Genomic DNA, 13341 nt, shown 5'->3' with positions numbered 1-13341 from the left:
ACTTGTCCCGAGCGTGATAAATTGCCGAGGGCGGAATGCAGGCGAGTGTGCAGCGACCACGCGTCGTTGCGATGCGTCCGCCCGCATTCCATCAGGTTTATTCTCGACGCCTTACCTGCGCCGCTTTACCCACGTAGTTTACGGCTACGTATCACCATCGCCATTTTCGCTGGTGCACCCGCTTTGCTGATGACAGGCTCAGTCACATACGCAGTTTCAACGCATACCATGGTTTTGTAACCATCATCCGGCATATCAGCCATATTACGTGACAGCTCTGCATCTGGATTCCAGGCAACCACATCACGGTTATTGTGATGTTCTACCTCAATTGTGCGTTTGAGCGTCGGATCGGTAATCACGCTGTGGGATTCAGGCTGGGTATAGATACGATCGGTACGGCCAGTGAAGACCAAATCACCCGAATGTTCAGCAGTAATGCCATCGAGAACTTTATCGATATAGTGCGAGCCAAGGCCACGAATGCTGATCGTGGCAATATCACCCACTTCGAAGTAGGTATGCAGGGCACTGCGCGCTTCAAAATCACCTTGAGACTCAAGTTCAAACTTGCACTCTTCGCCCAGCGTAAAGCGGGCAATCAGTTTGAAGGCGTGCGGCCAATGCTGACGGGTCGCATCGCTGTCGGTCAGGGTAAAGGTCAGTTTCACGCCATCTTCGTTTTCTTCGTGTGCGGTAAACTCCCATGGCAGGAGTCGGGCAAAACCATGGGGAGGTTGTGCTGCCGGGCCAAACCATGGCCAACAAACCGGAACGCCACCGCGAATCGCCACACCTTCTTTGAAGGGGGTGTTGCCACTCAACCAGATTACAGGCTGATCCCCAGCAGGTTGCCATGCCAGCAGATGGGCACCTTGCAACGTGACGGCGGCGCGGGCTTTAGGATGCTCAACCACAACGACAGGCAGTTGATCAAGTTGGCGCAGGGACACTGTAGCTGTGATCTGTTCTTTTACGGGAAGGGTAAAAATTTTATCAGTCATAATGCTTGGCCTTCTTCTGAATAGTAATAAACCCGTCATACTTCAAGTTATGGCCCAAAAAAAAGGGCGACTCAATGTCGCCCTCACTTTATCATCTTCAATAGAACTTATTTGGAGATGTGGGAGATCAGATCCAGAACTTTGTTTGAGTAACCAGTTTCGTTGTCGTACCAGGAAACCAGTTTCACAAAGGTGTCGCTCAGAGCAATACCTGCTTTCGCATCGAATACGGAAGTCAGTTTTTCGCCGTTGAAATCGGTAGAAACAACGTCGTCTTCGGTGTAGCCCAGAACGCCTTTCAGTTCGCCTTCAGACGCTGCCTTGATTGCTGCACAGATTTCTTTGTAAGACGCTGGTTTTTCCAGACGGGCAGTCAGGTCAACAACAGACACGTTCGGGGTAGGAACGCGGAATGCCATACCCGTCAGTTTGCCGTTCAGTTCTGGAATAACTTTACCTACAGCTTTAGCAGCACCGGTAGAGGAAGGGATGATGTTCTGGGATGCGCCGCGGCCGCCGCGCCAGTCTTTGTGAGACGGGCCATCAACGGTTTTCTGAGTCGCGGTAGTTGCATGCACAGTGGTCATCAGTGCTTCAACGATACCAAATTTGTCGTTGATGACTTTAGCCAGTGGAGCCAGGCAGTTGGTGGTGCAAGAAGCGTTGGAAACGATTTCCTGGCCAGCGTATGCCTTGTGGTTAACACCCATAACGAACATTGGGGTGTCATCTTTGGAAGGACCAGTCAGAACAACTTTCTTGGCACCTGCAGTGATGTGCTTACGTGCAGTTTCGTCGGTCAGGAACAGACCGGTTGCTTCAGCAACAACATCAACTCCTACTTCGTTCCACTTCAGGTTAGCCGGATCTCTCTCTGCGGTAACACGGATGGTTTTACCGTTAACAACCAGATGACCGTCTTTAACTTCTACAGTACCGTCGAAACGGCCATGGGTAGAGTCATACTTCAGCATGTAAGCCATGTAGTCAGCGTCCAACAGATCGTTGATTGCCACGATCTCGATGTCAGAACGTTCTTGAGCAGCACGGAAAACAATGCGACCGATACGGCCAAAACCGTTGATACCTACTTTGATAGTCATATATTCCACCAGCTATTTGTTAGTGAATAAAAGGTTGGTTGTAAAATTACAAAAACCTTACCGAGCGTCAAGCGGAATCGTGTCAATTATTGCTGTAAGTCAAAGCTGTGAGCAACAATTGCACGCTTATTACCCATTCCTTTTTCAACTCGCCTACTTGCCATATTGGGGCGAACCGCCAAATCTAAAGAGTATTGAATGTTAGTTTGTGACATGTATCACATTTCCGTTTGGTGTCACATTTGTGGCATACAGTTTAAGCCAGAATTAACTGCCATGTTGTTAATTTTTTGTTATTATTGGGCGTTGTTTTCGTTGATTTTATATCCTGCCAGAGAACCGCACAAATGGCTAAAGAAATTGAACCGTCCCAGACACCTTCGCAACTCACAGAAATACAGCGTTATGTTACGCAGGAAAGGGGAACAGAAGCTCCCTATTCAGGGAAGTTGCTGCACAACAAACGCAGCGGCTACTATCACTGCCTGTGTTGTAATCAGCCCCTGTTTTATTCGGAATCAAAATATGATTCAGGCTGCGGCTGGCCGAGCTTTTACGAGCCAATCAAAGAAGATGCGATAAAGTATATAGATGATTACTCGCATAATATGCATCGGGTTGAAATTCGTTGTGGTCATTGTGACGCACATCTCGGTCATGTTTTCCCCGATGGCCCGCAGCCAACCGGTGAGAGATATTGTGTAAATTCTGCTTCGCTAAATTTTATCGATGAAGAAAATGGCGACAAGACAGCAGGCTGAAATGGTCGCCTGCGTTTCGTAAAAAAGCAAGAAAAATCGATTCAGCTAATTATTCTAAACCCACTTTTTTGAGGAATAATCTGATGGAGCTTGATGAGCTGATTGGTGTCATGACCCCGGAAATTTATCAGCGACTGGCACAGGCGGTGGAATTGGGAAAATGGCCAGATGGCGTTGCCCTGACCCCTGAGCAGAAAGAGAACAGCCTGCAAGCGGTGATGTTGTATCAGGCGCGTCACAATGTTGACGCCCAGCATATGAGCATTGGTGTGGATGGTCAGATTGTCATGAAGAGCAAGCAGGAGTTGAAGGAGCAGTTTGCGGCAGAGCCAATAGTTAAGTTGAAGCCGCTATAATGTTAGGGGCTTTGCCCCTTGTCCCCGTTTTAAGTCAGGGGGCGAAGGTGCGGCTCTGCACTCGTTTTAAAAGCAGGCTTGGAGCAGGTGTTGGTTGAGATGAGTTTTGTTTTCTTCTTGAGGCTTGTAACGAAGTGTACGTGAACGTCAAAAGAAGGCTTTGTTGGTTGAACGCTTTGGCTATGTTGTTGTTCTTTAAGTATTAAATTTGGCGTTCAAGCAGGGGACAAAAGCGTGTCCCCTGCACCCGCGCTTTCCGCAGCATAAATTGCCCACTGCGTGGGTTCCTTCGGTTGTCATTCCGGCGGACGGGTCGGCTTTAGGCTACAGGTCCCTGTAGCCGGACGCCTTTCGCCGCCGTCCTGGCGGCTCATCCCTGCCTGCATTCCGCCCTCAGCAATTTATGATGCTCGGGGGAAAGTCAAAGACAAAAGAAATAATCAAAAGAAATGGTCATAAGCAAAAAATCAAAACCTCAGGATTTTATCAATTAATCATTATTTTTTTATCAGTAGCTTTTGACGTTGACCTTCCCAGAGCGTCATGACTCGCTGAGCGAAGAACGCAGGCAGGGGCGAAGCGCCATGGATGGCGATGAGAGGCGTCCGCCGCCAGGGACTGGTGGCTAAAGCCGACCCGTCCGCCGGAGTGATGAGGGAAGGAACCGGCGCAGCCGGCGAGGAATGCAGCGGAAAAGCGCGGTGCAGGGCCGCGCTTACGGCCCTGCTTAGATGCCGATCTTCACACTAACAGAACAAAACCATAGCCTAAGCATCTAACCAGCAAAGCCATCTTTTGACATTGAATCTAATAACCGCGTAACTAACAAACACTCAACTAAAACCTCCCCCAATGCCCGCTTAAAAAACGGGGGGCAAAGGGAAACGCTTCCCCCTTTCCCCCAAAGCGATAGTATTTCGTAAAAATTACATTTTCGCCGCCAACACCAAAAACCCACTGGCAAAAATAAACAAAATCACCAACAGTGGCAGCAGCCACAACAAATACCTACTGTAACTCACTTTCGCCAACGCCAATCCACTCATCACAATCGCTGACGTCGGGGTAATCATCGCGACAAGACCCACCGCGCACTGGAATGCGGTAACAACCACCTCACGCCCAACGCCCGCAAAATCGGCCATCGGAGCCAGCACCGGCATCGACAGCGTAGCCAGACCGGAAGAGCTTGGAACAAGGAAAGACAACGGCATAATCACAATAAACATCACCACCGAGAAAACAGCGGATGCCGTGCCACTCACCAAACTCTCAACCGAGTGAAGCACGGTGTCAGTGATAAACGCATTATGCATAATAACAGTGATACCACGAGCCAGAACGATAACCAGTGCGGCTCCCATAAACTCCGCAATACCCGAGATCATCGCCGAAATCAGCTTTTCCCCGCGTAAGCCACCTATCACCCCAATAACGATCGCCATTACGAAGAACGTGGCAGTCAACTCCGGGAAATACCAATCCAACTGCCAGGGGTAAGAGGCTGCATCGGGGGAAATAATCACCTGCGCCCATGGAACCAGAGCGAAAATCATAAAGACGAAGGTGCCAGCAAAACAAAACATCACGGCTTTCTGTGCAGCCGACATGGGAGAGAGATTTGCATCGCAGGAGAGCGCGAGTTGATGATCCTCGGCGCTGATACCCACCACTGAATTGGCTGGATTTCGTTTTACCCGGCGCGCATAACGCACCACATACAAAATCGCGATGCCGGTCAGTACAACAAACATAATCGCCCGCAGGCCAATACCGTTGCCGATGGGAATATTGGCTCCGGCAGACGCGGCACCGGTCATAAAGGGGTTGACGGTTGAGTTCATATTACCAATAACAGAACCGACCAGAATAACGCCAACAGCGGTCAGCCGGTCATAACCCAGACTCAGTAGCAGAGGGATCAGAATGGCATAAAAACCCAGCGTCTCCTCTCCCATACCAAAAGCAGAGCCGCCAATGGCAATCAGTAGCATCACCACAGAAATCAGCAAGCTACCGCGGTGCTTGAATCGCGTGGCAACGCGACCAATGCCCGCATCAATGGCACCGGTTCGGGTGGTCGTATTCACAAACGCGCCAATCGCCAGCACAAAAAAGAATACGCCAATCGCGCCAAACATACTGCCAGACTCATACGGTCCCACGTGGCCGGTGGCGGCATTCTCCATGCCATATAAACCATTCACCGGCGCGAGGAACAGATCCATCACTTTTTCGCCAAGCCCGCGATGGTTCTCAACCAATTGGTAGGAGCCTGCAACCGGTTTGCCATCGGCTTGCTGATATTTACCGCTGGGGATAATAAAAGTCAGCGGCCAGACCACCACGGTGATAACCAAAAGCACCGCATAGGTGCTGGGAAAGCGCAGCGTTTTCACCACAGGAACCGGGGGTTGTTGATCACTTTGCAATGCATTATCCGATTGAGACATGACACACCCTTATTAAAGCAACAAGACGTTGGTGAAACATCGTTAAATAACCCAAATGAAGTTACTTTTTTAACACAAAAATAACATTCTGTGACCAAAAAATATTTTGGGTTAGATCAACGTCTGGGCGAAGGTCACGGCCCCCTGAACCGGAGGGACGGTCAATAGTTCAAGCGTCATGTCAGCATGCCGCCGTCTCAGGGCCAACAGCAGGGCATCGAACAATATCGGTTGATGCGAAATAACGCCGCCAGCAGCCACAACCTGGTGACTGGTGATACCTTGCTGGTGCAATCGGTCAACCAGTAAAGCCAAATCGTCTGCGGCCTGGAGAATCACCGAGGCGGCCAATGCAGAACCTAGCGTTTCGCAGTCGAAAATAATCTGCGCTTTTCTACTCCACTCTGCGACTGGTTTCTTGATTAATTGTGCAGGTAAATCAAGCACATGGTCACTTTTAAAACTGTGCAGGAAAGCCAGCGTCAGCGGATCGGTGTGAATGCCTCGATCGTAATTGAGCAAAATGGCACGAATCGCTTCCCTGACCAGACCACTGGCACCGCCTTCGTCACCCAGCAACCAGCCCCAGCCACCGGCAGAGTGGTAACACCCCTGGGCGTCGAGGGCAATCGCCACTGATCCGGTACCCGCAATCATACCGATCGCCTGTGGTTTGCCAGCAGCCAGGGGCACCAATGCCACATCGCTGATTACGTGGCAGCGTGAATCAGGAAAATGGCAATGCAGTTGCTGCTCAAGTTCCCGGCACTCCGCGGCAAAATCACAGCCGTGGGCACCCACAACCAGCGTCCGGATAGTTAAATCCGTTTCCGACATGTCACGCAACGTCCATACCATGCGCGCCAATGTAGCAGCCTTGGCGGTGAACGTCTCACCACTCCAAAGCCCGGTCGGTATGACATTTTCAATCCGTTTCGTACCATCAATCGATTCCAGCACCAGATGGGTCTTGGTACCGCCGACATCGATGCCTATCACTGCTTGTGTCATTTTTCGTTCCCTGAAACGGAGAATTTACCCAGTAATGGAAAGGGAATCCTTTAATGGCGGGGAATCCCTTAAGATAAATCTTAGTCGGTCATTTTCGTATCTATACGGGCCATAATGCCAGCATTAATATCAGTTCCCCTGATGGAAGCCAGTTCGACAGCGAGGATTTCCATAACCAGGATCTCAAGCAGCGAGCGTGGGCAAGCTGGCATGGACGGAATGTAGATCACGTCAGTGCCTGTGGGATATTCACCTTTAAAATCAGTAACCAACAGAACCGGCACATGGAATGCCCGCAGTTGTTTCGCCAGCAAAACTTCACGTTCGCCACCGATAATGACATGTGCCGTATTGCCAACAGAGTCGGTCATCCCGTGTAAATAGTTGCGGGTCGATGATGCCATTGCCGGGACTTTGGGGCCTTCACGTAACAGCAGCGCACCTTGTTCAGCGGCGGAAAGGCTACTTGCGCGGGCCGTAAAATCGACACATCCGACGTTACGCAATTGCGAGGCAAAGCGAGAGACAATCGGTTGCGCACGAGGTTGCAGCTCTCTGAGTTGCTGCGCCAGTCCATCCCAGGCAGGCATATTGATGCTGCCAACCACCAAATCACTCAGCATGCCTAACACGACGGTTGTCGCTGCCACAACGACAGAGGACATGCCTGAGTCAATTAAACCGTCAAAGCAATAGGAGGTTTTGCACAGTCTTTCAAGGGGGGAGTCGGGCTGATTGACGATGGATAAACGATAATAGGGATCACGCTGGTGTTGCACCGCCTGGACGACTTCCGGGCTTCTGCCGCTTTGGGATACGCCGATATACCAGTCAGCGAGCAGTGGGCTGCCGATGGGCATATCGTCACCGTGAGTACGGAAGGCATGATGACCTTCTTCACGCAGGCGATATACCGGCGTAGCAAGAACGGCATAAGAGGCACCGATCCCGGCGAACATCAATCTTGACGTTTGTAATGAAGAGATATTGAGAGATGCCAGCCACCGCAGTGTTTTTTTATAAGTCACTTCAACGGCGCTGGCTTGTGCATCAATCCCTTCCTGAAAAGGGATCAGTATTTCCTGATGTCGGTGCATTACTCATTTACCCGTACTCATTAATTGTAAACTGAGTTTACGATATAAAAGTCTCATATCTGGAGCCTGGGCTCAATTATTTATAAAAACATTTATATAACAACGCTGTAACATTTGCGTTGCCGCCCTCCCAGACAGTAAATGAAGCAAATATTGATCATGGCTGATAAATGGTTGTTGACTTTCTTGACCAACGATTGATGCTGGAGTTTATAAACTTGACCGATAGACCATTTTATTGACCATTGATCTGTGTTCTCCTAGCGAGGTCAAGTTTTTGGAGAGTAAAAATGTCACGTAGCGCCTGGCCAGATTTGGTTTTTTCACATCAACATGATGCTGCAGTCATTAGCCGGGCAACGCAGCGAGGTACTCTGAAGCGCCTTGCCCGTGGGCTGTACAGCGGGGCAATAGGGAGTGACAACACGGCGTTGATCCGCCGTTTTCTCTGGCAGATTGTTGGTCAGTCATTCCCTGGCTGTGTAGTGTGTGATGAGTCAGCAATGGATAAAGATCCAGTGGTGGGTGGAGCGTTATATATCGTTCACGGCAAGCGACGATCGCTGGCACTGCCTGGGCTGGAAATTATTCCGCGCCCTGGGCCTGGGTCGATCGTGGGAGATACGGCACTGGGTGAGGGCGTATGGATGAGCTCGCCAGCACGAATTCTGCTCGATATCTTTTCCCGCCCGCAGCACCATCGCGACATGGACAAACTTAATGACTGGTTTTTGCTGCAACAAGAAAACGGCGTAGTGACGTCATTGAAGCAACTGATGGGTCAGATAAAGAAGGTGGCTGTTCTGGCCGGTCGGGAAAAATCGCTGCCTGAGGTATTGGCTTTTCTTGCCAGCCGGATAGAGAATGAGACGGGCGCATCGTTGGTAATGGCGTCGGCGCAAACCCTGCCGGACATCAGTGCGGTGGCGCGTACGCTTGGTGCGGCGCTGATTACTCAGGGGGCGGCGACGCGCCCTGAACTGGCGGAGATATCCGGATTATCCAAACCCAGCGTCTCTGCCGGGATCAGCGAGTTACAAACGCTGAATCTGGTGCGGCCGCTGTATATGCAGACGGTGATGAAGGGCCGCGCCGCAAAAGTGTACGGCATTGCCAAAACTGCCGGGTGGGTGTTGGGTGCCGATATTGGCAACTATCAGGCGCTTTTTGTTGCCCGTAGCCTGGATGGCAAAACATTGGCGCAGAGACGCATCGATAATCAGCCTTTCAAACAACTGATTGGCAGCGCCGCCAATCTGCTGGAAAGCTTGCAACGCGAATTACATCCTTACGGTCCCTTATATGCCGCCACGCTGGCACTCTCGCAGGCGATTCGTCCTGATAACCAGCTTTCAGGGCGGGAAGGGCCGTCGCAGGCCGGATTAAGCCCGTCGGATATCCTTTCACGCTTTAGCTTACCGCCACATATCAGTCTGCGGTTGGAGAATAACGTCAATTGTGCCGTAGCGGCTGAGGTGGTCAATGGTTCTGCCAAGGGGTTACAGGACGTGATTTTCCTGCAGATCGGTACGCGTATTGGTGCCGGTATTTATGCTGGCGGGCAGTTGATCCGGGGTGTGCGCGGTTGCGCGGGTGAGGTCGCGGACATTCCATTTCCCTGGAGCAGCAGCGAACAGCCGATTGAATTGATGTTGGAACGTTATCTGGGGTATCCGGATTACCTGGATCGCCTCAATCGCAACGGCGGTAAAATGACTGAACGGTCACTGCCGCTCTTGCTGGAACGCGCCGAGGCAGGAGAACCCGCCGCCGTCAGAGCCGTGCAGGAATATGGCAACAGGTAGGGTTTCTGGCTATCGGACTGGTCGCAACGCTGGATCCGGCGATGATCGTTCTGGGGGGACCAGTAGGTGGGCATCGTCTGATTTGCGCCGCCGTCCGGAAAACCGTTCAGGCGCTATCAGCACATACGGAAGTGGTGATTTCAGGATTTGCCGCCAACGCGACTGCCGAAGGTGCCGTCACCCTTGCGCAGGATCTTGCGTTGCGGCAACTGTTCGGGGGTGCTTACGCCAGCCGGATCACTCAGGCTGGCGTAACACGCTGAATACTGCCCCCGATTGATCAATTATTGTGGATAAGCGACCCAATCACCGCCATTTAACTGGATAAACGGTTTACCCTGATAATCGATAATGACCGATGTATCGTTCTCTGACACAGCGGCGGTTTGCGGTAAATTCTGTGTCAACGCCGCCCAGTCGATTTGCGGGGCGGTAAACAATTTACCATCGACCAATCGTGATACCAGTTCCGACAGCGCAAGGTAGCTGGTAGGGGCATTTATCGCCAGCGGCGGTTGTGGTGACGGTGCTTTAATCCCAATCAATTTTACCCCGACCGGCACGTGGGTGATTGACGGGCTTGGAATGTCGCGCAAGCCCGGTATCTGCATTTTGTCACCGATAAGGGCGGCACCATGCTCAGGGACGACCACCACAACGACGCGTCGGCCAGACTTTTCCAACTGTTGGAAAAACATATCCAACTGGCTGAACAGCTTGGTTGCGCGGGCCTTGTAATCGGCAGGGCTACGCGCGCCGATATTGCGGTTGCCATCATGCAGGGGAATCACATTGAAGAAGGTTGCGCTGCGGGTGTCCCCGGCCTTGGTCTGTTGTTCAAGCCAGCGATCGAGTAATTGCAAATCGTCGTAAATCGGTTCGCCATCAAATGAGGTCAACTCATTGCCGATTCCTGCCTGCGACATCAGGGGCGCCTGAATATCAGCATCTTCACGCAGGTTATTCATGTAATTATCGAATTGGCCCGAATGATCCAGCATCAACTGCGGCGTGAAGCCAAGTTTTGCTAAATTATCAAACAGATAACATTGTTGATTTGCGGGTGAATAGAGATCTTTATGCGATTCCTGACCACAGCTCGCCCGCAGCAGGCGTATCGACGCCGGGCCGCTGTAAGCCGTGGCCGAGTTGAAATCGTTGAAGACGATATCGAATTTCCCCCACAGCGGAGAATTCTTCATTTCAGTGGCTTCGAGATCGGACCATGAAAGTGAGCAGATATGGATAAACAACAGGTCAAAAGGTTGTGCGTCCGCTGGCAGGGTTTGCGGGAACCGGGTTACCCGTTGTCTTTCTGTCTGGTAGAACTGGTTCAGATAAGCCTTGAGATTTTCGTTGGTCGGCGGAGCGCCCATTGACGGTTGCGCCGTTCCCGCGTTGGCTGTCGACACCCCGGGAGCCGGGGTTGCCAATGATGACGTCGGTGTGAATGATGACGTTGTAGCGACCGCTACGGGCGTACCCCATTTAAACAGCGGGCCGGTAACACTCATCAGATTCAGCCCAAGTAACACCAGAACGGTAAAGACCGTTACCCGTACCCACTGAGAGATAAACAGGTAGGCGACCAGCATCACAAATGCTGCGCCAACCCACTGCCAATTGATGAAACGACCAAGCAATTCGAGCAGGTAAGCGGGACTGAAACCCGCGACCTGTGAACCGTTCGCCATAATTGAGGCCATACCCGGCAGCCAGGTGTCATTATAAAACACGATAAAACCTATCGGGATTGCGACAACGTGACGCCAGCGGTGCAAACGCGGTGACGATAACGGAAAAAGCAGGAAGGCCGCGAATATCAGATTCTCCAGCGCGTGGAAATTGAGATATCCGAGCCACAGCAGAACAAATTTGAGCAGGAAATAGTAGTTCCAACCGCCGAGCCCACGCCAGTGACGCCATACATTTGAATCATTTTTCACGTTCATGATTATTTCTTTTTATTAGCAGGGAGATTTTCGCGCGACCAGACACCCGCTGATTTCAAATAGCGCGGAGAAAGAACAAACGACTTTAGGGTAGTCAACCAGAACGGAAAACGACGCTGGAGCAAATAGCCAAGCGGAAAAAAAATCACCGCACACAACAGGATGATTTGCAGAATGTCGTCAATATTCATCATCATAAGCTTCCTTGGTCGGGAATTAAGGCCAGTGTCAGAGGCTGTGGCTGGCGTCTGGTTTGCGGTGCACGTTGGTTCGGCACGGGCGCTGGAACAATGGGAATGACAAGCGTGGCAGCGGTATTGCCGGAAACCAACTGCCTGTCCATCTGTTTGATTTCAGTCACGATTTGTACGTCATGGTGCCAGACCATACGGTTACTGAAAGCCTCACTGACTGGCAGACGAAAAATATACCCCAGGGCAATGTCGAGATCGTTCATGCGGCAGTTGGATAAAAACAGGTAGATGCGCTTGCTGGTCGCGGTAACCAGATCGCCTGCCCGTCGCATGTGGCATAAGGAAACCGCCTGTTCAGGCAGCAATCCCGGAACAGGGCGCAGGGCGATCAGGATACCTTTGCCATCTTCTGGCATCAGGGTATTTTCGATGAGCGTCGGCACTACCTGACAAAAGGTCTCATTGCTGACCAGCCCTTTCAATTGTGAAGGGTTGATGGCCGCCAGAAGCGAATCAATAGTGGCGGGGACATGGCGCGTAAAACGTTGCCCCTGGATACCCTCCAGCAGGGTCAGGAAACTGGATAATTGCGCAATGTGTGGGACAACCAGATTGGCACCGCACGCCTGCAACAGGCGTTCATCGGTATAGCGCAGGCTGGCTTTCATTTCGCGCACCACAATTTTCAGGGCACTGCCGCGCTGGGAACGCAGGGTGTGGATCTGCTGGGCGAGGGTCGCAATATTGTCATTTTCATTGAGCGCAAATACCAGCGTTGCACAATGGGTTTGTAATCCTTGTTGCGCCAGCAGTTGGTTATTCTCCAATAACCGCCAATTGACCGACAATGGCGGGGCGCCTTCAAGTACGCTTTTTTCTGCCAGGCACAATAATTCGTCATTGGATAATGGTACATGTTCCGGCAGTTGTTCACTTTGATAGAAACAATCGTTTTTATCTGTCGCAAGAGCGAGAGCCTGATTGGCTATTAACCCTTTACCGCTGAACCACCACGATACCTGATATTGCGCGCGATCTTGCTGCCATAGAATGCTGGATAAACCGGATAAAGAACCAAATTGTGAAACAAGCTGGTTATTTAATTTGTTAATGCCGCTGCCGTGGTTAAGAATTAATATCGTCGTGTTATACCTTATTAGCCACAGTCTGGTTTCTTCCAGCCAATTATCGATCTCTGTTTGCGAGAAATTCCGCCATACGCTGGCGGGCAGAAATAAAATAAGCAAACGTTCTCTTACGCACAATCCCCTGTTTAAATCTGTGATTATATGAAGAATAGCAGATTTTTTTTCTGGCAACGTGTAAAGGGGCATTTTTTCGGGCGAACCAGCGAAAAGATCGGACGATGGAGGCAAATCTATCAGTATCTTATCGGGTTCTTCACCGCAACAAATCAACGCAACCCGGGTTTTAGCTCCTTGGGCAGTAATAATTTGCCGGCACAACTGGCGCGCATCGCTATGGCGTTCTATATTCACCCAATAGCAACCGTGTGCCTGCATTACCGACAATTCATCGTAGGTCTGATGAATTCCAAATGAGAAGGAGAGAGCCATGAGTTTTTCTGCTTTTAGTTAAAAGTCT

General features: G+C 51.0%; 13 protein-coding genes. 4 read left to right on the top strand and 9 right to left on the bottom strand.

The features are described from left to right. Nucleotides 1-125 precede the first annotated feature (125 nt). The 3 genes from DRI82_RS16960 to DRI82_RS24565 all read right to left on the bottom strand — a co-directional run bounded on the left by DRI82_RS16960 (nucleotide 126) and on the right by DRI82_RS24565 (nucleotide 2322). Nucleotides 126-1004, bottom strand: coding sequence for a D-hexose-6-phosphate mutarotase (locus DRI82_RS16960; protein WP_114195092.1), 879 nt, complete (start codon nucleotides 1002-1004; stop codon nucleotides 126-128). Between the two features lie 107 nt (nucleotides 1005-1111). Beyond that, on the bottom strand, nucleotides 1112-2107 hold the full coding sequence (gapA, locus tag DRI82_RS16955; protein ID WP_170138728.1) for a glyceraldehyde-3-phosphate dehydrogenase: 996 nt from the start codon (nucleotides 2105-2107) through the stop codon (nucleotides 1112-1114). An 86-nt stretch (nucleotides 2108-2193) separates the two neighbouring features. Then, the gene (locus DRI82_RS24565; protein ID WP_281269789.1) at nucleotides 2194-2322 is read right to left on the bottom strand and encodes a hypothetical protein; all 129 of its coding nucleotides are present in this window, start codon (nucleotides 2320-2322) and stop codon (nucleotides 2194-2196) included. A gap of 132 nt (nucleotides 2323-2454) precedes the next feature. Between DRI82_RS24565 and msrB the strand changes: the two genes are divergently transcribed. Further along, the gene (gene msrB, locus DRI82_RS16950; RefSeq protein ID WP_114195090.1) at nucleotides 2455-2868 is read left to right on the top strand and encodes a peptide-methionine (R)-S-oxide reductase MsrB; all 414 of its coding nucleotides are present in this window, start codon (nucleotides 2455-2457) and stop codon (nucleotides 2866-2868) included. 83 nt (nucleotides 2869-2951) lie between these two features. Beyond that, nucleotides 2952-3224, top strand: a complete 273-nt coding sequence (locus DRI82_RS16945; RefSeq protein WP_114195089.1) for a YeaC family protein — start codon at nucleotides 2952-2954, stop codon at nucleotides 3222-3224. 926 nt (nucleotides 3225-4150) lie between these two features. On the opposite strand, the gene DRI82_RS16940 is transcribed toward DRI82_RS16945, so the two are convergent. From DRI82_RS16940 to DRI82_RS16930, 3 genes are all read right to left on the bottom strand, one after another. Continuing rightward, nucleotides 4151-5677: a YfcC family protein gene (locus DRI82_RS16940; protein WP_114195088.1), complete on the bottom strand. Its 1527-nt coding sequence runs from the start codon at nucleotides 5675-5677 to the stop codon at nucleotides 4151-4153. A gap of 111 nt (nucleotides 5678-5788) precedes the next feature. Further along, a complete protein-coding gene (locus tag DRI82_RS16935) occupies nucleotides 5789-6688 on the bottom strand; it encodes an N-acetylglucosamine kinase (RefSeq protein ID WP_114195087.1) in 900 nt (299 codons plus the stop codon). A gap of 80 nt (nucleotides 6689-6768) precedes the next feature. Further along, nucleotides 6769-7785 carry a hypothetical protein gene (locus tag DRI82_RS16930; RefSeq protein ID WP_114195086.1) on the bottom strand — a complete coding sequence of 339 codons (1017 nt, stop codon included), beginning with the start codon at nucleotides 7783-7785 and terminating at the stop codon, nucleotides 6769-6771. Nucleotides 7786-8075: 290 nt separating this feature from the next. Here DRI82_RS16930 and DRI82_RS16925 point away from each other — a divergent pair, with 290 nt between their 5' ends. Then, nucleotides 8076-9590, top strand: coding sequence for an ROK family transcriptional regulator (locus DRI82_RS16925; protein WP_114195085.1), 1515 nt, complete (start codon nucleotides 8076-8078; stop codon nucleotides 9588-9590). Between the two features lie 41 nt (nucleotides 9591-9631). Then, on the top strand, nucleotides 9632-9853 hold the full coding sequence (locus DRI82_RS16920) for a hypothetical protein (RefSeq protein WP_114195084.1): 222 nt from the start codon (nucleotides 9632-9634) through the stop codon (nucleotides 9851-9853). 21 nt (nucleotides 9854-9874) lie between these two features. Here the strand turns inward: DRI82_RS16920 and bcsG are convergent, their stop codons facing one another. The 3 genes from bcsG to bcsE are packed head-to-tail and all read right to left on the bottom strand — an operon-like array spanning nucleotide 9875 to nucleotide 13313. Continuing rightward, nucleotides 9875-11542: a cellulose biosynthesis protein BcsG gene (gene bcsG / locus DRI82_RS16915; RefSeq protein ID WP_114195083.1), complete on the bottom strand. Its 1668-nt coding sequence runs from the start codon at nucleotides 11540-11542 to the stop codon at nucleotides 9875-9877. Nucleotides 11543-11544: 2 nt separating this feature from the next. Next, nucleotides 11545-11736 (bottom strand): cellulose biosynthesis protein BcsF, encoded by a 192-nt coding sequence (gene bcsF / locus DRI82_RS16910; RefSeq protein ID WP_114195082.1) that lies wholly within the window; start codon nucleotides 11734-11736, stop codon nucleotides 11545-11547. Continuing rightward, complete coding sequence (gene bcsE / locus DRI82_RS16905; protein ID WP_114195081.1) at nucleotides 11736-13313, bottom strand: cellulose biosynthesis protein BcsE; 1578 nt, start codon at nucleotides 13311-13313, stop codon at nucleotides 11736-11738. The genes bcsF and bcsE overlap by 1 nt, the downstream gene beginning before the upstream one ends. Nucleotides 13314-13341: the final 28 nt, after the last annotated feature.

The sequence above is a fragment of the Edaphovirga cremea genome (genome assembly GCF_003332275.1).
In the GTDB taxonomy this organism is placed as follows: domain Bacteria; phylum Pseudomonadota; class Gammaproteobacteria; order Enterobacterales; family Enterobacteriaceae; genus Edaphovirga; species Edaphovirga cremea.
This window is presented reverse-complemented; position numbering and strand designations above follow the sequence as displayed.

Excerpts from the sequence above, each read along its gene's own strand:
- DRI82_RS16960 (WP_114195092.1), bottom strand. The coding sequence starts at position 1,004 with ATGACTGATAAAATTTTTACCCTTCCCGTAAAAGAACAGATCACAGCT.
- gapA (WP_170138728.1), bottom strand. The coding sequence starts at position 2,107 with ATGACTATCAAAGTAGGTATCAACGGTTTTGGCCGTATCGGTCGCATT.
- DRI82_RS24565 (WP_281269789.1), bottom strand. The coding sequence starts at position 2,322 with ATGTCACAAACTAACATTCAATACTCTTTAGATTTGGCGGTTCGCCCC.
- msrB (WP_114195090.1), top strand. The coding sequence starts at position 2,455 with ATGGCTAAAGAAATTGAACCGTCCCAGACACCTTCGCAACTCACAGAA.
- DRI82_RS16945 (WP_114195089.1), top strand. The coding sequence starts at position 2,952 with ATGGAGCTTGATGAGCTGATTGGTGTCATGACCCCGGAAATTTATCAG.
- DRI82_RS16940 (WP_114195088.1), bottom strand. The coding sequence starts at position 5,677 with ATGTCTCAATCGGATAATGCATTGCAAAGTGATCAACAACCCCCGGTT.
- DRI82_RS16935 (WP_114195087.1), bottom strand. The coding sequence starts at position 6,688 with ATGACACAAGCAGTGATAGGCATCGATGTCGGCGGTACCAAGACCCAT.
- DRI82_RS16930 (WP_114195086.1), bottom strand. The coding sequence starts at position 7,785 with ATGCACCGACATCAGGAAATACTGATCCCTTTTCAGGAAGGGATTGAT.
- DRI82_RS16925 (WP_114195085.1), top strand. The coding sequence starts at position 8,076 with ATGTCACGTAGCGCCTGGCCAGATTTGGTTTTTTCACATCAACATGAT.
- DRI82_RS16920 (WP_114195084.1), top strand. The coding sequence starts at position 9,632 with ATGATCGTTCTGGGGGGACCAGTAGGTGGGCATCGTCTGATTTGCGCC.
- bcsG (WP_114195083.1), bottom strand. The coding sequence starts at position 11,542 with ATGAACGTGAAAAATGATTCAAATGTATGGCGTCACTGGCGTGGGCTC.
- bcsF (WP_114195082.1), bottom strand. The coding sequence starts at position 11,736 with ATGATGAATATTGACGACATTCTGCAAATCATCCTGTTGTGTGCGGTG.
- bcsE (WP_114195081.1), bottom strand. The coding sequence starts at position 13,313 with ATGGCTCTCTCCTTCTCATTTGGAATTCATCAGACCTACGATGAATTG.